26 protein-coding genes are annotated in these 15,941 nt (G+C 68.9%); 1 reads left to right on the top strand and 25 read right to left on the bottom strand.

Annotated features, from left to right (window positions below):
* The first annotated feature begins 831 nt into the window (after nt 1–831).
* On the top strand, nt 832–1,545 hold the full coding sequence (locus O7543_RS23495) for a hypothetical protein (protein ID WP_281551881.1): 714 nt from the start codon (nt 832–834) through the stop codon (nt 1,543–1,545).
* Between the two features lie 7 nt (nt 1,546–1,552).
* On the opposite strand, the gene truA is transcribed toward O7543_RS23495, so the two are convergent.
* The 25 genes from truA to rplP form a co-directional block, all read right to left on the bottom strand.
* On the bottom strand, nt 1,553–2,386 hold the full coding sequence (gene truA, locus O7543_RS23490; protein ID WP_281551882.1) for a tRNA pseudouridine(38-40) synthase TruA: 834 nt from the start codon (nt 2,384–2,386) through the stop codon (nt 1,553–1,555).
* Nucleotides 2,387–2,500: 114 nt separating this feature from the next.
* Entirely contained in the window at nt 2,501–3,076 is a 576-nt protein-coding gene (gene rplQ, locus O7543_RS23485; RefSeq protein WP_281551883.1) for a 50S ribosomal protein L17, read from the bottom strand.
* A 34-nt stretch (nt 3,077–3,110) separates the two neighbouring features.
* Nucleotides 3,111–4,133, bottom strand: a complete 1,023-nt coding sequence (locus tag O7543_RS23480) for a DNA-directed RNA polymerase subunit alpha (RefSeq protein ID WP_278173705.1) — start codon at nt 4,131–4,133, stop codon at nt 3,111–3,113.
* Nucleotides 4,134–4,260: 127 nt separating this feature from the next.
* Nucleotides 4,261–4,887, bottom strand: coding sequence for a 30S ribosomal protein S4 (rpsD, locus tag O7543_RS23475; protein WP_123606126.1), 627 nt, complete (start codon nt 4,885–4,887; stop codon nt 4,261–4,263).
* 14 nt (nt 4,888–4,901) lie between these two features.
* On the bottom strand, nt 4,902–5,309 hold the full coding sequence (gene rpsK / locus O7543_RS23470) for a 30S ribosomal protein S11 (RefSeq protein WP_007073011.1): 408 nt from the start codon (nt 5,307–5,309) through the stop codon (nt 4,902–4,904).
* 61 nt (nt 5,310–5,370) lie between these two features.
* Nucleotides 5,371–5,751: a 30S ribosomal protein S13 gene (rpsM, locus tag O7543_RS23465; RefSeq protein WP_123606127.1), complete on the bottom strand. Its 381-nt coding sequence runs from the start codon at nt 5,749–5,751 to the stop codon at nt 5,371–5,373.
* 242 nt (nt 5,752–5,993) lie between these two features.
* A complete protein-coding gene (gene rpmJ / locus O7543_RS23460; RefSeq protein WP_012184307.1) occupies nt 5,994–6,107 on the bottom strand; it encodes a 50S ribosomal protein L36 in 114 nt (37 codons plus the stop codon).
* Between the two features lie 87 nt (nt 6,108–6,194).
* Complete coding sequence (gene infA, locus O7543_RS23455) at nt 6,195–6,416, bottom strand: translation initiation factor IF-1 (protein WP_007073013.1); 222 nt, start codon at nt 6,414–6,416, stop codon at nt 6,195–6,197.
* Nucleotides 6,417–6,852: 436 nt separating this feature from the next.
* Nucleotides 6,853–7,431 carry a DUF1707 domain-containing protein gene (locus O7543_RS23450; protein ID WP_281551884.1) on the bottom strand — a complete coding sequence of 193 codons (579 nt, stop codon included), beginning with the start codon at nt 7,429–7,431 and terminating at the stop codon, nt 6,853–6,855.
* Nucleotides 7,432–7,514: 83 nt separating this feature from the next.
* Nucleotides 7,515–8,363, bottom strand: coding sequence for a type I methionyl aminopeptidase (map, locus tag O7543_RS23445; RefSeq protein WP_123606128.1), 849 nt, complete (start codon nt 8,361–8,363; stop codon nt 7,515–7,517).
* A gap of 6 nt (nt 8,364–8,369) precedes the next feature.
* Nucleotides 8,370–9,023 carry an adenylate kinase gene (locus tag O7543_RS23440; RefSeq protein ID WP_281551886.1) on the bottom strand — a complete coding sequence of 218 codons (654 nt, stop codon included), beginning with the start codon at nt 9,021–9,023 and terminating at the stop codon, nt 8,370–8,372.
* Entirely contained in the window at nt 9,024–10,355 is a 1,332-nt protein-coding gene (gene secY / locus O7543_RS23435; protein WP_281551887.1) for a preprotein translocase subunit SecY, read from the bottom strand.
* A gap of 230 nt (nt 10,356–10,585) precedes the next feature.
* Nucleotides 10,586–11,029, bottom strand: a complete 444-nt coding sequence (rplO, locus tag O7543_RS23430; protein ID WP_278173697.1) for a 50S ribosomal protein L15 — start codon at nt 11,027–11,029, stop codon at nt 10,586–10,588.
* Nucleotides 11,029–11,211 carry a 50S ribosomal protein L30 gene (rpmD, locus tag O7543_RS23425; RefSeq protein WP_199757998.1) on the bottom strand — a complete coding sequence of 61 codons (183 nt, stop codon included), beginning with the start codon at nt 11,209–11,211 and terminating at the stop codon, nt 11,029–11,031. Before rpmD ends, rplO begins: the two co-directional genes overlap by 1 nt.
* Nucleotides 11,212–11,239: 28 nt before the next feature.
* Nucleotides 11,240–11,854: a 30S ribosomal protein S5 gene (gene rpsE, locus O7543_RS23420; protein ID WP_123606133.1), complete on the bottom strand. Its 615-nt coding sequence runs from the start codon at nt 11,852–11,854 to the stop codon at nt 11,240–11,242.
* A gap of 69 nt (nt 11,855–11,923) precedes the next feature.
* Nucleotides 11,924–12,319 carry a 50S ribosomal protein L18 gene (gene rplR / locus O7543_RS23415; RefSeq protein WP_281551888.1) on the bottom strand — a complete coding sequence of 132 codons (396 nt, stop codon included), beginning with the start codon at nt 12,317–12,319 and terminating at the stop codon, nt 11,924–11,926.
* Between the two features lie 52 nt (nt 12,320–12,371).
* Nucleotides 12,372–12,914, bottom strand: a complete 543-nt coding sequence (gene rplF / locus O7543_RS23410; protein ID WP_123606135.1) for a 50S ribosomal protein L6 — start codon at nt 12,912–12,914, stop codon at nt 12,372–12,374.
* 17 nt (nt 12,915–12,931) lie between these two features.
* Complete coding sequence (gene rpsH / locus O7543_RS23405; protein ID WP_123606136.1) at nt 12,932–13,339, bottom strand: 30S ribosomal protein S8; 408 nt, start codon at nt 13,337–13,339, stop codon at nt 12,932–12,934.
* A 78-nt stretch (nt 13,340–13,417) separates the two neighbouring features.
* Nucleotides 13,418–13,603, bottom strand: coding sequence for a type Z 30S ribosomal protein S14 (locus tag O7543_RS23400; protein ID WP_007465272.1), 186 nt, complete (start codon nt 13,601–13,603; stop codon nt 13,418–13,420).
* Between the two features lie 3 nt (nt 13,604–13,606).
* Complete coding sequence (rplE, locus tag O7543_RS23395; protein ID WP_278173693.1) at nt 13,607–14,176, bottom strand: 50S ribosomal protein L5; 570 nt, start codon at nt 14,174–14,176, stop codon at nt 13,607–13,609.
* Nucleotides 14,176–14,496: a 50S ribosomal protein L24 gene (gene rplX, locus O7543_RS23390; protein ID WP_123606138.1), complete on the bottom strand. Its 321-nt coding sequence runs from the start codon at nt 14,494–14,496 to the stop codon at nt 14,176–14,178. Before rplX ends, rplE begins: the two co-directional genes overlap by 1 nt.
* Complete coding sequence (gene rplN, locus O7543_RS23385) at nt 14,493–14,861, bottom strand: 50S ribosomal protein L14 (protein ID WP_123606139.1); 369 nt, start codon at nt 14,859–14,861, stop codon at nt 14,493–14,495. The genes rplX and rplN overlap by 4 nt, the downstream gene beginning before the upstream one ends.
* 131 nt (nt 14,862–14,992) lie before the next feature.
* Complete coding sequence (rpsQ, locus tag O7543_RS23380; RefSeq protein WP_123606140.1) at nt 14,993–15,283, bottom strand: 30S ribosomal protein S17; 291 nt, start codon at nt 15,281–15,283, stop codon at nt 14,993–14,995.
* Entirely contained in the window at nt 15,280–15,516 is a 237-nt protein-coding gene (rpmC, locus tag O7543_RS23375) for a 50S ribosomal protein L29 (protein ID WP_281551889.1), read from the bottom strand. The genes rpsQ and rpmC overlap by 4 nt, the downstream gene beginning before the upstream one ends.
* Nucleotides 15,516–15,941 carry a 50S ribosomal protein L16 gene (rplP, locus tag O7543_RS23370; protein ID WP_123606142.1) on the bottom strand — a complete coding sequence of 142 codons (426 nt, stop codon included), beginning with the start codon at nt 15,939–15,941 and terminating at the stop codon, nt 15,516–15,518. The genes rpmC and rplP overlap by 1 nt, the downstream gene beginning before the upstream one ends.

The raw sequence follows: 15,941 nt of genomic DNA, 5'->3' as shown, positions 1-15,941 counted from the left end.
GTCGCCCAACCCGGGGTACGGCGTTGACGGCGGTCACCACGATCGATAGGGCTTATGCCCGATCTTCAATTGATGCAAGTCTTGACCGGCAGCTCTCCCCCCAATCCGTCCGTTACTCTGTGCGATATGACGTACGGGTACGAATCCGGCGCGGACCGCCGGCAGATTCGACCCGATCAATCGGCTCGGCCTCCGAGGTCCGCCGGTGTACCGCCGACGCCACCGCGCCCCCGGCCCCAGCCGACACCCCGAGCACACCGGGGTGGACAGCCGTCACCGCGACCGCGTCTCGGGGCCCAGCCGCCGCCGGGAGCACATCCCCGCGCTCAGCCCCAACCGCGTCCCCGCGCTCAGCCCCAACCGCATCCTGGGTTGGCGAGTCGACCGCCGCCTGCCGCACCGCCGCTGAGCGCCGGGCCCGCGCACTACGCCATGCCGCCTGGCACCGGGCCGGCGCACTACGCCGTACCGCCGCCAGGCGTCGCGCCGCCGCAGCGTGGTGCCGGCCCGGCACACTACGCTGTGCCACCGCCGCAGGCGTTCCGGCCGCCGCCCCAGGCGTTCCGGCCGCCGGCCCAGGCATACCGGCCGCCGCCCCCACCGGGACCGGCGGGCGGCGCGCCGCCGGGCAGCGGACCTGCTGCGGTCGGATCGTCCCGGAGCCCCGGGGCACGTCGTCAGACCGGACGCCGGCGACCGGGCACCGCCCCGCCGCCGGGCAGGACCCCCCGACCGAGTCGACACCCGACCGACCGTCCCACTGACCCTCAGGGCCGGCGACCGGCCGGGCCGGCCACGGCAGTGTGGTCGTCGACGAAGCTGTGGCAGGTCGTGATCAGCGGTGTCGCCGTCCTGCTGATGCTCGGCGTCTGCGGGCTGAGCTCGTACTTCATCGTCGTCGACGAACGTAACGGACGTGCGGCGGCGGGTGCCCCGGTGGCGGCACCGACGGTGGTCCCCCGGGACGTCAGCTCCCGGGAGGCCGATCCGCAGCCGCTCACCGTCGAGGAGGTCTTCCCGACCGGTGACATCGTGATCGACCCGGCCGAGCCGCCCTACCGGCTGCTGAAAACCCAGATCGAGGAGCGCTGCCGGGCGGCGGTCGCCGGCGATATCGGCACCCTGCTCGACGAACTCGGCTGCAACCAGGTGGTCCGCGGCACGCTACGGTCACCGACCGGCGAGTACCTGATCACCACCGGGGTGTTCAACCTGGCCGACGCCTCCGGCGCGGAATGGGCACACACCCGGATCAAGCCGATGGTCGATGAGGAGAAGGGCCGCTTTCAGGGCATGATCGCCGACGAGGGGACCGAGGCGATCGCGCTCTCCTCCGCCCAGGTCGGCTGGCACTCGCTCGGCCACTTCCTGATGTACTGCGTGATCGCCCGCGCCGACAGCGAACCGGTGCCCGCCGACGACCCGTATGCCCGGCAGATCCTCTTCGACATGCTGCAACTACACCTGCAGGCGAACGTGCTGGAGAAGCGGGCAGTGCAACCGGCGTCGACCGAGGCGGCGCCGGCCGAGGCGGCTGCGCCGTGACCGACGGTCAGCCGACGACCGGTAGCCGCAGCCGGCGGGTGACGCTGGCGCGGGCCGCGTAACCTGCCGGGTCGGTGGGGTAGCCGACCTCGACCAGGGTAAGTCCGTGTGGCGGGGCGACGGTGACCTCACTGGACCGTTCCCGCCGGGTCAGCAGGCTGCCCGGCCAGTCGACCGGCCGGCGGCCGTCGCCGACGAACAGCATCGCCCCGACCAGGCTACGCACCATCGCCTGGCAGAACGCGTCCGCCTGTACGGTGCCGATGAGTGTCCCGTCCGCGTCCCGGTGCCAGTCCAGCCGGGTGATCTGCCGGATCGTGGTGGCGTGCTCCTTGCGCCGGCAGTACGCGGCGAAGTCGTGCTCGCCGACCAGCTCGGCGGCGGCGGCGTTCAGCGCGGCCAGGTCGAGCGGACGCGGCCAGGCGAGCGTGTCGTGCCGGCGCAGCGGCTCGGCACCGTACGGGGCGTCGGTGACCCGGTACGCGTACCGCCGGTAGGTGGCCGCGAACCGGGCATCGAAGTCGACCGGCACCTCGGTGACCGCCCGCACCCGGACGTCGCGGGGCAGCGTACCGGCGAACCGGCGCAGTAGCGTCGCGGCCCGTTCGCTCCACACCTCGGCCGGCACGTCGAGGTGGCACACCTGGCCGGTGGCGTGCACCCCCGCGTCGGTACGCCCGGCCACGGTCAGCCCGAGCGCGACGCCCGGCCCGAACGCCCGGTCCAGGGCCTCGGTCAGCACCCCGGCGACGGTCCGCCGCTGCGGTTGCACCGCCCAGCCGGAAAAGTCGGTGCCGTCGTACGCGACATCGAGCCGCAGCCGGACGTCCCCCTGCCGCACCTGATCCTCCTGCGTCGCGTGGTTGCCGGAAAGGTCGCGTGGTTGCCGGAAAGACGGTGGGACCCGGCGCTGCTGTCGCAGCGCCGGGTCCCACCGGTTGTGGTCGTCGCCGACTCAGGCCTTGTTCTCGCCGTCGCCGGCCGGGGCGGCCTGGGTGGCAGCGGTGTCGGTGTCACCGGAGGCCGACACCGGCGGCTCGGCGTCCTGGTCGGCCGCGGCGTCCGCGTCGGTACGCGCGGCCGGCGCCTCGTCGGCACCGGCGAGCGCCTCAACCTTGTCCTGCTGGGCGGCTGCCCGACGGTCGGCCTTGGCCGGCGCCGGGGTGGTCATCACCAGCTCCTCGACCAGTTCGATGATCGCCATGGGGGCGTTGTCCCCCTTGCGCGGGCCGGTCTTCACGATCCGGGTGTAGCCACCCGGACGGTTGGCGAACCGGGGCGCGATCTGGTCGAACAGCTCGAAGACCACGTCCTTGTCCCGCACGACGGTCAGCACCCGACGGCGCGAGTGCAGGTCGCCCCGCTTGGCCTTGGTGATCAGCTGCTCCGCGAGGGGACGCAGCCGCTTCGCCTTGGTCTCGGTGGTCTTGATCTTGCCGTACCGGAACAGCGAGGTGGCCAGGTTGGCCAGCATCATCCGCTCGTGCGCGGGGCTGCCGCCGAGGCGGGGGCCCTTGGTGGGCGTGGGCATGGTTGGTGCTCCTCAGTGGTGGCGGCAGCCGGCGTTACAGCTGCTCGGTCTCGCGGTAGTCGTCGGTGTCGTAGTCGGCTTCGCTGAAGGAGTCCACGACGTGTGCCGGGTCGAAGTTGGGCGCCGAATCCTTCAGGCCCAGCCCCATCCCGGCGAGCTTCATCTTGACCTCGTCGATCGACTTCTGACCGAAATTCCTTATATCGAGGAGGTCCGCCTCGGTCCGCCCGATCAGCTCGCCGACGCTGTTGATGCCCTCGCGCTTGAGGCAGTTGTACGACCGTACGGTCAGGTCCAGCTCCTCGATCGGCAGCGCCAGGTCGGCGGCCAGCTGGGCGTCCTGCGGCGACGGCCCGATGTCGATGCCCTCAGCGGTCTCGTCCAGCTCGCGGGCCAGGCCGAACAGCTCGACCAGGGTGGAGCCGGCCGAGGCCAGCGCGGTACGCGGCCCGATCGACGCCTTGGTCTCGACGTCGATGATCAGCCGGTCGAAGTCGGTCCGCTGCTCGACCCGGGTCGCCTCCACCCGGTAGGTGACCTTGAGCACCGGCGAGTAGATCGAGTCGACCGGGATCCGGCCGATCTCGGCGCCCGCCTGCTTGTTCTGCGCGGCGGTGACGTACCCGCGGCCCCGCTCGACGGTGAGCTCCATGTCGAGGCGGCCCTTGCCGTTGAGGGTGGCCAGTTTGAGGTCCGGGTTGTGTACCGAGACCCCGGCCGGCGGCTGGATGTCACCGGCGGTCACGTCACCGGGGCCCTGCTTGCGCAGGTACATGCTGACCGGCTCGTCGTGCTCGGAGCTGACGCACAGCTCCTTGACGTTCATGACCAGCTCGACCACGTCCTCTTTGACGCCGGGGATCGTGGTGAACTCGTGCAGCACGCCGTCGATCTTGATGCTGGTGACCGCCGCGCCCGGAATGGAGCTGAGCAGCGTACGCCGCAGCGAGTTGCCGAGCGTGTAGCCGAAACCCGGCTCCAACGGCTCGATGGTGAACAGGGACCTCGTGTCGCTGATCGACTCCTCGGACAGAGTCGGCCGCTGGCTGATGAGCACGTACTTCTCCTTGGGTCGGGGCGACCGCTATATGACGCCCGTCGGTCGTGCGCCCGTCGACGGGGGCCGGGCCGGTGCCGTACGTCGGTGACGCCGGTCGACCGCGACCCCCGTCGACGGGGGTGGCTCACTTCGAGTAGAGCTCGACGATCAGCTGCTCCTGAACCTGCGTGTCGATCGTCTGACGCGCCGGCATGGAGTGCACGAGGATCTTCATCTGGCTGGGGATCGCCTCCAGCCAGGCCGGGACGGTCTTGGAACCGGCCTCGCCCTGGGCGACCAGGAACGGGGTCAGCTCCTTCGACTTCGTCCGCACCTCGACGATGTCGTGCTCCTTGACGCGGAACGAGGGGATGTCGACCTTCTTGCCGTTGACCATGAAGTGCCCGTGCTTGACCAGCTGGCGCGCCATGTCCCGGGACTTGGCGTAGCCAGCCCGGTACACGACGTTGTCCAGCCGGGACTCCAGGATCTGCAGCAGCACCTCACCGGTCTTCGCCTGCTTGGCCACTGCTTCCTCGTAGTAGCCGCGGAACTGCTTCTCCAGCACGCCGTACACCCGGCGGGCCTTCTGCTTCTCCCGCAGCTGGAGGAGGTACTCGGTCTCCTTGGTCCGGCCGCGGCCGTGCTGGCCGGGTGGGAAGGGCCGGGATTCGAACGGGCACTTCGGCCCATCGCACTTGCTGCCCTTGAGGAACAGCTTCATCTTCTCCCGCCGGCAACGGCGGCAGTCAGCACCCGTGTAACGAGCCATCTCTTCCTAACCTCTCAGACCCGGCGACGCTTCGGCGGACGGCACCCGTTGTGCGGCTGCGGCGTGACATCGGAGATCTGCCCGACCTCCAGGCCGACGGCCTGCAACGAACGGATGGCGGTCTCCCGGCCGGAGCCGGGGCCCTTGACGAAGACGTCGACCTTGCGCATGCCGTGCTCCATCGCCCGCCGGGCGGCGGCCTCGGCGGCCAACTGCGCGGCGAACGGCGTCGACTTGCGGGAGCCCTTGAAACCGACCTGGCCGGCGGAGGCCCAGGAGATCACCGCACCGGTCGGGTCGGTGATCGAGACGATGGTGTTGTTGAAGGTGCTCTTGATGTGCGCCTGCCCGTGGGCGACGTTCTTGCGTTCCTTGCGCCGGACCTTCTTGACAGCGGCTCCAGCGCGAGCCTTCGGTGGCATAAGTTTTCTGCGCTCCTATTGAACGATCGAGGTATCCGGGCGAGCCCGGCGGCGGCCAGGACTACTTCTTGCCCGGCTTCTTCTTGCCGGCGACGGTCCGCTTCGGGCCCTTGCGGGTCCGGGCGTTGGTCCGGGTGCGCTGGCCGTGCACGGGCAACCCGCGGCGGTGCCGGATGCCCTCGTAGCAGCCGATCTCCACCTTGCGGCGGATGTCTGCGGCAACCTCCCGACGCAGATCACCCTCGACCTTGAAGCTGGCCTCGATGTGATCCCGGAGCTGGACCAGCTCCTCGTCGGTGAGGTCCCGGACCCGCTTGTTCGGGTCGATGCCAGTCGCGGCAAGCGTGGCGATCGAACGGGTCCGGCCGATCCCGAAGATGTAGGTGAGCGCGATCTCCATCCGCTTCTCGCGGGGCAGATCCACGCCGACTAGACGTGCCATGTGCGGGCGTACTCCTCAAGTGGTGTGCACGGAGGTCTGAGCCCGCCCCACCCCGGCTGCCCTCGCCGACCACCCAGCTGGGTGGGCCGGCATGCCGGGCCCCGGCCTCCGACCGGGGGTTGCGCCACGGACACGGCGACATGGTCACCGGGTGCTCGCGGCTGGGACGAGCATGTGCTGTTGTGCGATCGGCCGCCTGAACCGCCCCGTCGCCGGCCCGGCTCCTGCCGGTCGGCTCGGGGTCAGCCCTGGCGCTGCTTGTGCCGCGGGTCGGTGCAGATCACCATCACCCGGCCGTGCCGGCGGATCACCCGGCACTTGTTGCAGATCCTCTTGACGCTCGGCTTGACCTTCACGGTTTGCCTTACTTCCGTTGACGCCCGGCCGCGTACACGGTGCGGGCTTGAGGACGGACACGGGACGCCCCGGCCGCCGTCAGGCGGTTACTTGTAGCGATAGACGATGCGCCCGCGGGTCAGGTCGTACGGCGAAAGCTCGACGACGACCCGGTCCTCGGGCAGGATGCGGATGTAGTGCTGCCGCATCTTGCCGCTGATGTGAGCCAGCACCTTGTGGCCGTTGGCGAGCTCCACCCGGAACATTGCGTTCGGTAGTGGCTCGATCACTCGACCTTCGATCTCGATGGCCCCGTCTTTTTTCGGCATGTCCTCCGCTGTCCTGACGTCGGTTGCTCGGGATCGGCTCACAACACCATTCGCGGACGGACCCGTCCGGCCTGCCGACCGTACCGATTCGACCGCGCCAGCCGCGGCTCCAGACGTCTGACGACGGGCTCGGCCCGGGTTACCGAAACCCAGGCGACACCCGATCAGACACGGCCTGCCGAAGCGCAGAGCAGGCACGCCGGAGTGGACGCTGTGCGCCGACCTATCAGTGTACGCGGGTTGTCACGCGGACAGCAAACCACGCGCTGCTGCGGGTCAGCATACCCGACAAAGCAGCAGGATCAGGGAGTTTACCGGCGACCCGCCGGGCGTCGGTCAGGCCTTCAGCCGCCGGGCGCCGGGCGCCGGGCGCCGGGCGCCGGTCAGGCCTTCGGTCGCCGGCCGACCGCTTGGCCTCCGGTGTGCGGCCGGGTGGCTACCCCTGGCCCGGGGCCGGACCGTCGGCCCCGCCGGACTCCTGCTCAAGCCGCTTGCGTTCCGCCTTCTCCTGCTTAGCCAGGTGCCGCCGGGCCTGCTTGGCCGCACACTGTTGCGGCTCGCCCTTGATCAGACCCAGCACGGTGGTCACCAGCAGCACCGCGCCCCACGGGCCGGCCACCCAGCCCGGCCAGAAGTACCGCAGGTCCTGACTCATGACGCAGGTCACCGCCCAGATCGCGATGGTGATCCCGACCGCCGTCCCGTACCCGTCCCACTCGTTGACCAGCCACCGGCGGGTCGCACCGGGGTAGCGGCCGTCCGGGCCGGGAGTCAACTCGGCCGGCAACCCGTCGGCGACGACCGGCACCAACTGGGAGCGTCCGGCGGCGGTCACCGGTGGCAGATCGTCGAGCAGTCCGTCCAGATCACCGTACGTCTTCGCCGCGTAGGCCAGCTGCAACCGCTCGTCGAACTCGGCAAGATCCAGTCGACCCTCGCTCAGCGCGTTGCGCAACCGTTCGGCCACTGCCTCCCGGTCGGCGTCGGCCGCCCGCATCCCGTCCCGCCGATCCATGGCTACCAGCTTGACACCCCGGTGCCAGCCCGACCAGACCGGCACCTGACCAGGGGGCGGCCGGAGCCGGGGCAGGCCCCGGGTCAGCGTCGGGAATCGGCCGGCTGACGGGCGGTCACCAGATCGCCGAGCCGGGAACGCCCGCCGTCCGGCTCGGTCAACACCCAGACGCCGTCCGGCAGCAGCGCCATCGAATGCTCGACGTGCACCGCCATCGACCCGTCCCGGGTCACCACCGTCCAGCCGTCGGCCAGCTCGTCGGTGCGGGCCGACCCCTCGGTGATCATCGGCTCGATGGCCAGCGCCATCCCCGGGACCAGGCGCGGGCCCTTACCCGGCCGGCCGTAGTTGAGCACGTGCGGGTCCTGGTGCATCTCGGTGCCGATCCCGTGGCCGCCGTAGCCCTCGACGATGCCGTACCGGCCGCCCGCCCGGATCGCCCGCTCCACCGCGTACGAGATGTCGGTGAGCCGGCCACGGCCGCTGACCGCACCGCGCGCCGCAGCGGCGATTCCGGCCCACAGCGCGTCCTCGGCGACCGTGATCATCCGCAGCAGTTCCGGACGCACCTCCCCGACCGGCGCGGTGAAGGCCGCGTCGCCGTGCCAGCCATCCAGCACCGCACCGCAGTCGACCGAGATGACGTCGCCGTCGCGCAGCACCTGCCCGGCGGCCGGGATCGCGTGCACCACCTGCTCGTTGACCGAGGAGCAGATGGTCGCCGGGTAGCCGTGGTAGCCCTTGAACGACGGAACCGCACCGGCGTCGCGGATCGTCGCAGCGGCGATGGCGTCCAGATCGGCGGTGGAGACGCCGGGGGCGATCGCCGCCCGCATCCGGGCCAGTGCGTCAGCGACCACCAGACCGGCGGCCCGCATCCGGTCGATCTGCTCCGGAGTCTTCAGCTGGATGTCCAGCTGCTGGCGGCGCATCGGGCGCTACCCGCCGTACGAACGCAGGGCGTCGATCGCGCGTACGGTGACGTCCTCGACCGGCCCGGTGGCGTCGATCCCGACCAGCTTGCCCTGGGCCCCGTAGAAGTCGACCAGCGGCGCGGTCTTGTCGGCGTACTCCACCAGGCGCTGGGCAATGGTCTCCGGCTTGTCGTCGTCGCGCTGGAACAGCTCGGCACCGCACCGGTCACAGCGGCCCTCGGTCGCCGGCGCGTCGAACTCGACGTGCCAGATCTTGCCACAGCCCCGACAGGTACGCCGGCCGGACAGCCGCCGGATCACCTCGTCGTCGTCGACGACCAGCTCCAGCACCAGATCAAGCGCGGTGCCGAGGTCGGCCAGCAGCTTGTCCAGCGCGGCTGCCTGCGGAGTGGTTCGCGGGAAGCCGTCGAGCAGGAAGCCTTCGGCGGCGTCCGGCTCGGCCAGCCGGTCCCGGACCATGTTGATGGTCACCTCGTCCGGAACCAGCTTGCCGGCGTCCATGTATCGCCTAGCCTCGACACCCAGTGGCGTGCCCTGGGAGACGTTGGCCCGGAAGATGTCCCCGGTCGAGATTTTGGGCACGACCAGGTGAGCGGCGATGAACTCGGCCTGGGTCCCCTTCCCCGCCCCGGGGGGACCGACCAGTACCAGCCTCATCTACCGGAGGAACCCTTCGTAGTTGCGCTGCATGAGTTGGCTCTCGATCTGCTTCACGGTTTCCAGACCGACACCGACCATGATGAGCACGGCGGTGCCACCGAACGGGAAGTTCACGTACTGGTCGCTGTCCAGCCAGATGAAGAAGAAGTTCGGCAGGACGGAGATGAGGCCGAGGTAGAGCGCACCGGGGAGGGTGATCCGGCTGAGGATGAAGTCGAGGTACTCGGCCGTGGGCCGGCCCGGCCGGATGCCGGGCACGAAGCCACCGTACTTCTTCATGTTCTCCGCGACCTCGGTCGGGTTGAACGTGATCGACACGTAGAAGTACGTGAAGAAGATGATCATAAAGAAGTACGTGACGATGTAGATCGGGCTGGTCGGGTTCGCCAGGTTGTTCTGGATCCACGCCTGGACCTGACCAGGGTCGTTCGGATCGAAGAACTGCAGCCCGAGCTGCGGCAGGTAGAGCACCGACGAGGCGAAGATCACCGGGATGACACCGGCCTGGTTGACCTTCAACGGGATGTAGGTCGAGGTGCCGCCGTACATCCGCCGGCCGATCATCCGCTTGGCGTACTGCACCGGGATCCGGCGCTGCGCCTGCTCGATGAAGACCACCGCGGTGATGACCACCAGAACCAGCACGATCACCAGGCCGAACATGCCCCAGCCGTGGGTGTTCTTGATCGCCCACCCCTCGCTGGGCAGTCGCGCCGCGATCGAGGTGAAGATCAGCACCGACATGCCGTTGCCGACGCCCCGGTCGGTGATCAGCTCGCCGAGCCACATCACCATGCCGGTGCCGGCGGTCATCGTGATGACCAGCACGCTGAGCGTCAGCCAGGTCGGTAGGCCGGTCCCGTCGGGGATGATCGGCCACTGGTCGCACATGTTGTTGAACAGCTGCCCGGATCGGGCCAGCGCAACGAACGCCGAGGCCTGCAGGATGCCCAGGCCCAGGGTCAGGTAACGGGTGTACTGGGTGATCTTGGCCTGGCCGGACTGCCCCTCCTTGCGGAGCTGCTCCAACCGTGGAATCACCACGGTGAGCAGCTGCAGGATGATCGACGCGGTGATGTAGGGCATGATGCCCAGCGCGAAGACGGACAGGGACAGCAACGCACCGCCGGAGAAGAGGTTCAGCAGGGTGAAGACCCCGCTGGAGTCCCCGGACTCCATGGCGGTGATGCACTGCTGCACGTTGCCGTACGACACGCCTGGGCTCGGCAGCGTGGCGCCGAGCCGGTAGATCGCGACGATGAAGACCGTGAACAGCAGCTTCTTGCGCAGGTCAGGCGTGCGGAACGCACTGAGAAAGGCGGAGAGCAACTTCTTCCTCCTGCGCGAGGCGGCCGCCGGATGTTCTGGCGGGTCGGGTGGGTGCGGAGCGCCCGATATCCATGGCTGGCATCGGACTCTAACAGTCCGGCGTCGGTCTGGGCAGGCGTGCCCTAGAACATACACCGGTCCCGATATTAACGGGACGGAGGCTTCACCAGTAGGCCGTGGCGCCCGTCAGTCGCGGACAACTGAGCGAGCGCCACGTCCAAGCTGGGTGTTCAGAGCTCGGTGACCGAGCCGCCAGCTGCGGTGATCTTCTCCTTGGCCGACCCGCTGAACGCGTGCGCCGACACCTGGAGAGACACACCACCGAGGTCGCCGCTGCCCAGCACCTTGACCGGCTGGCCCTTACGGACCGCGCCGGACTCGGCCAACTGCTGCGGACCGACCTCACCACCGTTCGGGAAGAGCTCCGCCAACCGGTCCAGGTTGACCACCTGGTAGACGACCTTGAACCGGTTCTTGAAGCCCTTCAGCTTCGGCAGACGCATGTGGATGGGCATCTGCCCACCCTCGAACGCCGCCGGGATGTTCTTGCGGGCCTTGGAGCCCTTGGTGCCCCGACCGGCGGTCTTGCCCTTGGAGCCCTCACCGCGGCCCACCCGGGTCTTCGCGGTCTTGGCCCCCGGCGCCGGCCGGAGGTGGTGGACCTTGATCGCCATTACTCGACCTCCTCGACCTTCACGAGGTGGTTCACGGTGAAGATCATGCCCCGAATCTCGGGCCGGTCCTCCTTGACCACCACGTCGTTGATCCGCTTGAGACCGAGCGACCGCAGCGACTCCCGCTGGTTGCGCTTGGTCCCGATCCCGGACCGGACCTGGGTCACCTTCAGACGTGCCATCACAGCCGCCCTCCGTTCATCTTCGCTGTCACGCCCCTGCGCCCGCGCGGGACGCGAGCATCGCGGCTGGGGCCACGTCCTCGACCGGCAGGCCACGCCGGGTGGCGACCGCCTCCGGCGACTCCAGGCTCTTCAGCGCGGCGACCGTGGCGTGCACGATGTTGATCGGGTTCGACGAGCCGAGGCTCTTGGAGAGCACGTCGTGGATGCCCGCGCACTCCAGCACCGCACGCACCGGGCCACCGGCGATCACACCCGTACCGGCACTCGCCGGCTTCAACAGGACCACGCCGGCGGCGTCCTCGCCCTGCACCGGGTGCGGGATCGACGCGGCGATCCGGGGCACCTTGAAGAAGTGCTTCTTGGCCTCCTCGACGCCCTTGGCGATCGCCGCCGGCACCTCCTTGGCCTTGCCGTAACCCACGCCGACCGTGCCGTCGCCGTCGCCCACGATCACCAGGGCGGTGAAGCTGAAACGCCGACCGCCCTTCACGACCTTGGCGACCCGGTTGATCGCGACGACGCGCTCCAGGTGTGGGGTCTTCTCGACGGGCGCGTTGCCGCGACCGCCCTCACGGCGGTTGTCGCGGCGACCACCTTCGTTGCCACCGGACCCGCCGCCACGACGCTGTTGACCTGGCATCAGCAGCCTTCCTTCCTACTCGTGACGGGGTTTGCTTCGATTTGCGTCTGGACAGGCATCAGACGGCCGCTAGAACTCGAGTCCGGCTTCGCGGGCAGCGTCGGCCAGCGCGGCGATCCGCCCCGCGTACCGGTTGCCCCCACGGTCGAACACGACCTTGGAGATACCTGCCGCCTTGGCCCGCTCGGCGAGCAGCTCGCCCACCTTGCCGGCCAGTTCGCTCTTGGCACCCGCGGTACCCCGCAGCGACGCGTCCATGGTCGACGCGGACGCCAGGGTGTGACCCTTGGTGTCGTCGACGATCTGGGCGACCATGTGCTTCAGGGAACGGGTGACCACCAGGCGCGGCCGCTGCGCGGTCCCACTGAGGTTCTTGCGCACCCGGAAGTGCCGGCGCGCCCGCCCGATGGCACGCCGCGCGGAGACGCTGCCGCCCGCCCGACGCTTCAACAGTGTGGCGCTCATCGGAACCCGCCTCCGTTCGCGACTGCGGGGCTCGCAAGCTCGCTCCTCGCGCTCACTTCTTACCTGCCTTTCCGGCCTTGCGGCGGATGACCTCGCCCTGGTATTTCACGCCCTTGCCCTTGTACGGCTCCGGCGGGCGGATCTTCCGGATGTTGGCGGCGACCTCACCGACCTGCCACTTGTTGATCCCGGCCACGTGGAACAGCGTCGGCCGCTCCACGGTGAAGGTGATCCCCTCCGGGGCCGGCACCAGCACCGGGTGCGAGAACCCGAGAGCGAACTCCAGGTCCTTGCCCTTGGCGGTGACCCGGTAACCCGTACCCGCGATCTCCAGGGTCTTGCGGTAACCGTCGGTCACCCCGATGACCATGTTCGACACCAGGGTACGGCTCAGCCCGTGCAGTTCCTTGGCCTGGCGCTCGTCGTTGGCCCGGTTGATCTGGAGCTGACCGTCCTCGGTCCGCTCAACGGTGATCGACTCGGGCAGGACGTGCGACAGCTCGCCCTTGGGGCCCTTGACCGTGACGGTCTGGCCATCGATCTTGACATCGACGCCGGCCGGTACCGGGATCGACTTACGTCCAATACGCGACATTGTTACCAGTCTCCCGATTACCAGACGAAGGCGAGGACTTCCCCGCCCACGCTCCGCTTACGGGCCTGCCGGTCGGTGAGCAGCCCCTGGGACGTCGAAATGATCGCCACGCCCAGGCCGCCGAGCACTCGGGGCAGCTCATCCGACTTGGCGTACACCCGCAGACCCGGCTTGGACACGCGCTTGATCCCGGCGAGGCTGCGCTCCCGGTTCTGGCCGTACTTCAAATCGACCACCAGCCGCCGGCCGACGGCACCCTCCGCAGGGTCCTCGACCTGCCAGGTCGAGATGTATCCCTCGGCCTTGAGGACCTCGGCGATGTTCGCCTTGACCTTCGAGTACGGCATCGTCACCCGGTCGTGGTACGCCTGGTTGGCGTTGCGCAGACGGGTCAGCATGTCTGCGATCGGGTCGGTCATCGTCATGGGTCTCGTCAACCTTTCTCGCCGGGGTTCCCGGTGGCTGTACCACCGGGCCTACGGCGAAGACCTGTCAAGGTGGGGTTACCAGGAAGCCTTCGACACACCGGGCAGCTCACCGCGGTGCGCCATCTCCCGGATGCAGACCCGGCAGAGGCCGAACTTGCGGTAGACCGCCTTGGGCCGCCCGCACCGCTGGCAACGGGTGTACGCGCGCACCGAGAACTTCGGCTTCGCGGCGGCCTTGATGATCAGCGCCTTCTTGGCCATAGCTCAGTTCTCCTTGAACGGGAAGCCCAGGAGCTTGAGCAGCGCCCGGCCCTCGTCGTCGGTCTTGGCGGTGGTGACCACCGTGATGTCCATGCCCCGGGTGCGGTCGATCCGGTCCTGGTCGATCTCGTGGAACACCGACTGCTCGGTAAGCCCGAACGTGTAGTTGCCGTTGCCGTCGAGCTTGCGACCGTCCAGCCCGCGGAAGTCCCGGATTCGGGGCAGCGCGATGGACAGCAGCCGGTCCAGGAACTCCCACATCCGGTCACCGCGCAGGGTGACCTTCGCGCCGATCGGCATCCCCTCACGGAGCTTGAACTGCGCGATCGACTTGGTTGCCCGCCGCACCTGCGGCTTCTGGCCGGTAATGGTGGCCAGGTCACGCATGGCACCGTCGATCAGCTTGGCGTCCCGAGCGGCCTCGCCGACACCCATGTTCACGACGATCTTGACGAGCCCCGGAACCTGCATCGGGTTCGCGTACTGGAACTGCTCACGCAGTTGCGCGATGGTCTCCTCGCGGTACCGCTGCTTGAGGCGCGGCGCCGGCCTGGTCTGGGTAGCGGTGGTCATCACAGGTCCTTACCGTTGCTACGCGCGATCCGCACCTTCTGGCCGCTGTCGTCGAACCGGTAACCGACCCGGGTCGGCTTGCCGTCGGAGTCGAGCACCTGCACGTTCGAGACGTGGATCGGAGCTTCCTGGGTGACGATGCCACCGGTCTGCCCGCCGCGCTGGGTGGTCTGGATGCGGGTGTGCTTCTTGATCCGGTTCACGCCTTCGACGAGGACCTTGTCCTGCCGCGGGTAGGCCGCGATGACCTTGCCCTTGGCACCCTTGTCCTTACCGGCGATGACGACGACCGTGTCGCCCTTCTTCACCTTCACGGTCACAGCACCTCCGGCGCCAAAGAAATGATCTTCATGAACCGCTTGTCCCGCAGCTCACGCCCGACCGGGCCGAAGATGCGGGTACCGCGCGGGTCCCCACCGTCCTTGATGATGACGGCAGCGTTCTCGTCGAAGCGGATGTACGACCCGTCCGGCCGCCGCTTCTCCTTCGCGGTCCGGACCACGACGGCCTTCACCACGTCGCCCTTTTTCACGCCGGCGCCGGGAATCGCGTCCTTGACCGTCCCGACGATCACGTCGCCGATGCCTGCGTAGCGCCGACCGGAGCCACCGAGCACCCGGATGCACAGGATCTCCCGGGCACCCGTGTTGTCGGCGACACGCAGTCGCGACTCCTGCTGGATCACGTCTATCTCCTATGTCTGCCAGTCCTCCGGTCACCCGGAGCTTGGAAGAACCTGGTCCGCGCTACGCGCGGGCTGCCATCCGGACCCGACCGACCCGAACGCCGCGCGACGGCGGCGGACGGGTCGCCCGGCTACTTCGCCTTCTCGAGGATCTCGACGACCCGCCACCGCTTGGTGGCGGACAGCGGCCGGGTCTCCATCAGCAGCACCCGGTCACCGACCCCGCACGCGTTCTGCTCGTCGTGTGCCTTCAGCTTGCTGGTACGGCGCATGACCTTGCCGTACAGCCGGTGCTTGACCCGGTCCTCGACCTCGACGACGACGGTCTTCTCCATCTTGTCGCTGACCACGAGCCCTTCGCGAACCTTGCGGCGGGCCCGGACGACCGTTGCGCCCTGCTCGGGGGCGGTGTTCTCACTCATGATGCAGCCACCTCAGTCGGCGCGGCGGAGAGTCCCAACTCACGCTCACGCATGATCGTGTAGATCCGGGCGATCTCCCGACGGATGACCTGCAGCCGGCGGTTGTTGTCCAGCTGACCGGTCGCGGCCTGCACGCGGAGGTTGAACAGCTCCGCCTTGGCCTCCCGCAGCTTCGTGACCAGCTCCTCTTCGGAGAGGTCACGCAGCTCGGCGGCCGAAACGCCCGCTGCCATCAGCTTTCACCCACTTCGCGCGTCACGATGCGGCACTTCATCGGGAGCTTGTGGATCGCACGACGCATCGCCTCACGCGCGATCTGCTCGTTCGGGAAGGACATCTCGAAGAGCACCCGTCCCGGCTTGATGTTGGCGACCCACCACTCGGGCGAGCCCTTACCGGACCCCATCCGGGTCTCGGCCGGCTTCTTGGTCAACGCCTGGTCGGGGAAGACCGTGATCCAGACCTTGCCACCACGCTTGATGTGGCGGGTCATGGCGATACGGGCCGACTCGATCTGACGGTTGGTCACATACGCCGGCTCGAGCGCCTGGATACCGAACTCGCCGAACACCACCCGGGTGCCGCCCTTGGCGGCGCCAGTACGGCTCGGGTGATGCGGCTTGCGGAAGCCCTTCGGGGGCTTGCGCGGGATCAGCAT

This window comes from Solwaraspora sp. WMMA2080 (assembly GCF_027497395.1).
In the GTDB taxonomy this organism is placed as follows: Bacteria; Actinomycetota; Actinomycetes; order Mycobacteriales; family Micromonosporaceae; genus Micromonospora_E.
Note: the sequence above shows the minus strand (reverse complement) of the source record. Positions and strands in the feature narration are given on the sequence as shown.